This is a genomic window from Microbacterium sp. Leaf351 (assembly GCF_001423825.1).
GTDB lineage: Bacteria > Actinomycetota > Actinomycetes > Actinomycetales > Microbacteriaceae > Microbacterium > Microbacterium ginsengisoli.
In genome coordinates, this window is record NZ_LMPK01000035.1 from 130,675 (window position 1) to 132,915 (window position 2,241).

Genomic DNA, 2,241 nt, shown 5'->3' on the forward strand with positions numbered 1-2,241 from the left:
CCGCCGCCAACGCGCTCATCCGTCCGCTGTCGGCCTACAACGGTCCCGACGAGCGGCACATCGACGGGTACGTCGCCTCGGCGGCCGACCGTGCGGCGGCGAGCCGCGAGGCGGAGTCCGCCGACTGACGTGGACATGACGAGGGGGTGGATGCCGCGGCATCCACCCCCTCGTCATGTCATCAGTGCGCTCGTCGCCGGCGCGTCATCAACAGCAGCACGGCGCCGCCGAGCAGCGCTGCCCCGGCGAGGACGAGCAGCCCCGAGAGGTCCGGAGCGCCGGTGCGCGGGAGCGTCGCGGCCGGGTCGGCGATGGTGATGCCCTGGGACAGCGTCACCGCGGTGCCGTCGGCCGAGGTTCCCGTCACGATCACCGTGTGCGACCCCGTCACGCCCGAGGGGAGCGCGGTCGTGAGCGTCGCGACACCGGTGGACGAGACCGTGACGGTACCGAGCACGATGGGGTTCGAGTGCAGCACGAACGTCGCATCGGTTCCGGGCAGCAGCCCGGACGCGGTGAAGGTCTGGTCGCTGCCCGTCGTCACCGGGCCCGAGGGGACGGTGAGCGCCGACGCCGGTGCGGTGGTGACGACGATCGACACCACCACGGGGACCGCGTGGCTGTAGGCCGCGTCACCCGCTTGGATCAGCCCGACCACACAGGTGCCCGGAGTGAGGAGGCTGATGGTGAGTCCGCTGACGGAGCACGCTCCGGGGTCGCCGGCGTCGCCCAGCTCTGCCGTGACCGGGAGACCCGAGGTGGCGGTGGCCGCGAGGGTCACGGTCGTCCCGGTGTACCCCGACTCCGGTGCGCCGACGACCGAGATCGTCTGCGAGCCGTGCGGCGTGAGCCGCCCGCGGTAGAACACGGACGCTCCGTTGCCCGCCGACGTCACCGGAACGACGGCGACGGTGTAGGCCGTGCCGTTGACGAGGCCCGTGATCGTGCACGGCGACCCTGCGCAGCTGATCGTGACGGGTGCCGTGCCGCCGCGAGCGGTCACCGAGTACGACAGGATCGGCGCGCCACCGGTGTTCACCGGAGGAGCGAACGCGATGCTCACGGTCGTGTCGCCGGACCAGCCCTCGCTCAACCGCACGGCGTCGGAGGCGACGGCCGTGATCGAGAACGTCTGATCCACCTCGGGAGCAGGCGCCGTCGCGTCATCGCCGTCCTGGTGCGCGGCGATGGTGCAGTCGCCCGCGCTCACGGGAGTCAGTCCGCCCGCACGGGTCACCGTGCACACGTCCGGGGTGAGTGTCGTGAACGTCACCGGAAGGTCCGAGGTGGCTCGAGCCATGAGATTGGCCGTCATCGTGAAGGGAAGGCTCCCCGGGTTCGCGAACTCGATCGTCTGCGTGGCGAGCGGAGTCACGGTTCCTTCGTATTGCGCCGCGGGGCCGGTGTTCAGCTCGTTCTGGGCGGCGACCGAGACCTCGTAGGCAGATCCGTTCACGAGCCCGCTGACGGTGCACGGGGACGCATCGCATTCCTGGGAGCGCTGGCCCGCGGAGACGAGGTATCCGACGATCGGGCTGCGGCCGGTCTCGGTCGGCGGAGTGAACGACACCGTGACGGACCCCGACGCCGTGGTCACCGAGGTGATGGTCGGGGCGCCCGGCGTGCCCGGGTCGACCTGGAAGCTGCGCTCGACCGTCGTCGCCGGAAGGAACGCGTCGTTACCGGCCTGGTCCGCGTCGATCGTGCACGTGCCGTTCGCGTGGAACGTCGTGACGCCCGAGGGGGTGACGGTGCAGACGGCGTCCGTGGTGCTGGAGAAGCTCACCGGCAGATCGGAGTCCGACGTGGCCACCGCCGTGAACGGGGTGCCGTAGGTCTGGGTCTCCGGCTGCGCGAAAGTGATCGACTGCTCAGCCGCCGGGGTGACCGACGACGAGGCGCTCGAGGCGGGACTCGTGCCTGCGAGGTTCGAGGCAGTGACGGTGAACGTGTACGGTGTGCCGTTGGTCAGCCCGCTCACCGTGCAGGGGGAGCTGGAGCATCCGACACTCGTCAATCCTCCGGGCGAGGACGTCACTGTGTACGCCGTGATCGGAAGCCCGCCCGTGTTCGCGGGCGCGTGGAAGGAGACAGTCGCGGACGCGTCGCCGGCTGTCGCGCTGACGTTCGTCGGGGCCACAGGCGCCGACGGCACCTGGGCGACTGCGACGTCGTCGACGCGCACGTAGGTCGATGCCCCCGAGGCGGACAGCACAATGCGCGGCGTGCCGCTGGCGGCGG

General features: G+C 71.1%; 1 protein-coding gene. It reads right to left on the bottom strand.

Annotated elements, in window-relative coordinates:
• Positions 1 to 181: 181 nt before the first annotated feature.
• Positions 182 to 2,241, bottom strand: a 2,060-nt coding sequence (locus tag ASG00_RS11745) for a fibronectin type III domain-containing protein (protein ID WP_162238394.1), incomplete at its 5' end; no start/stop codon positions are given.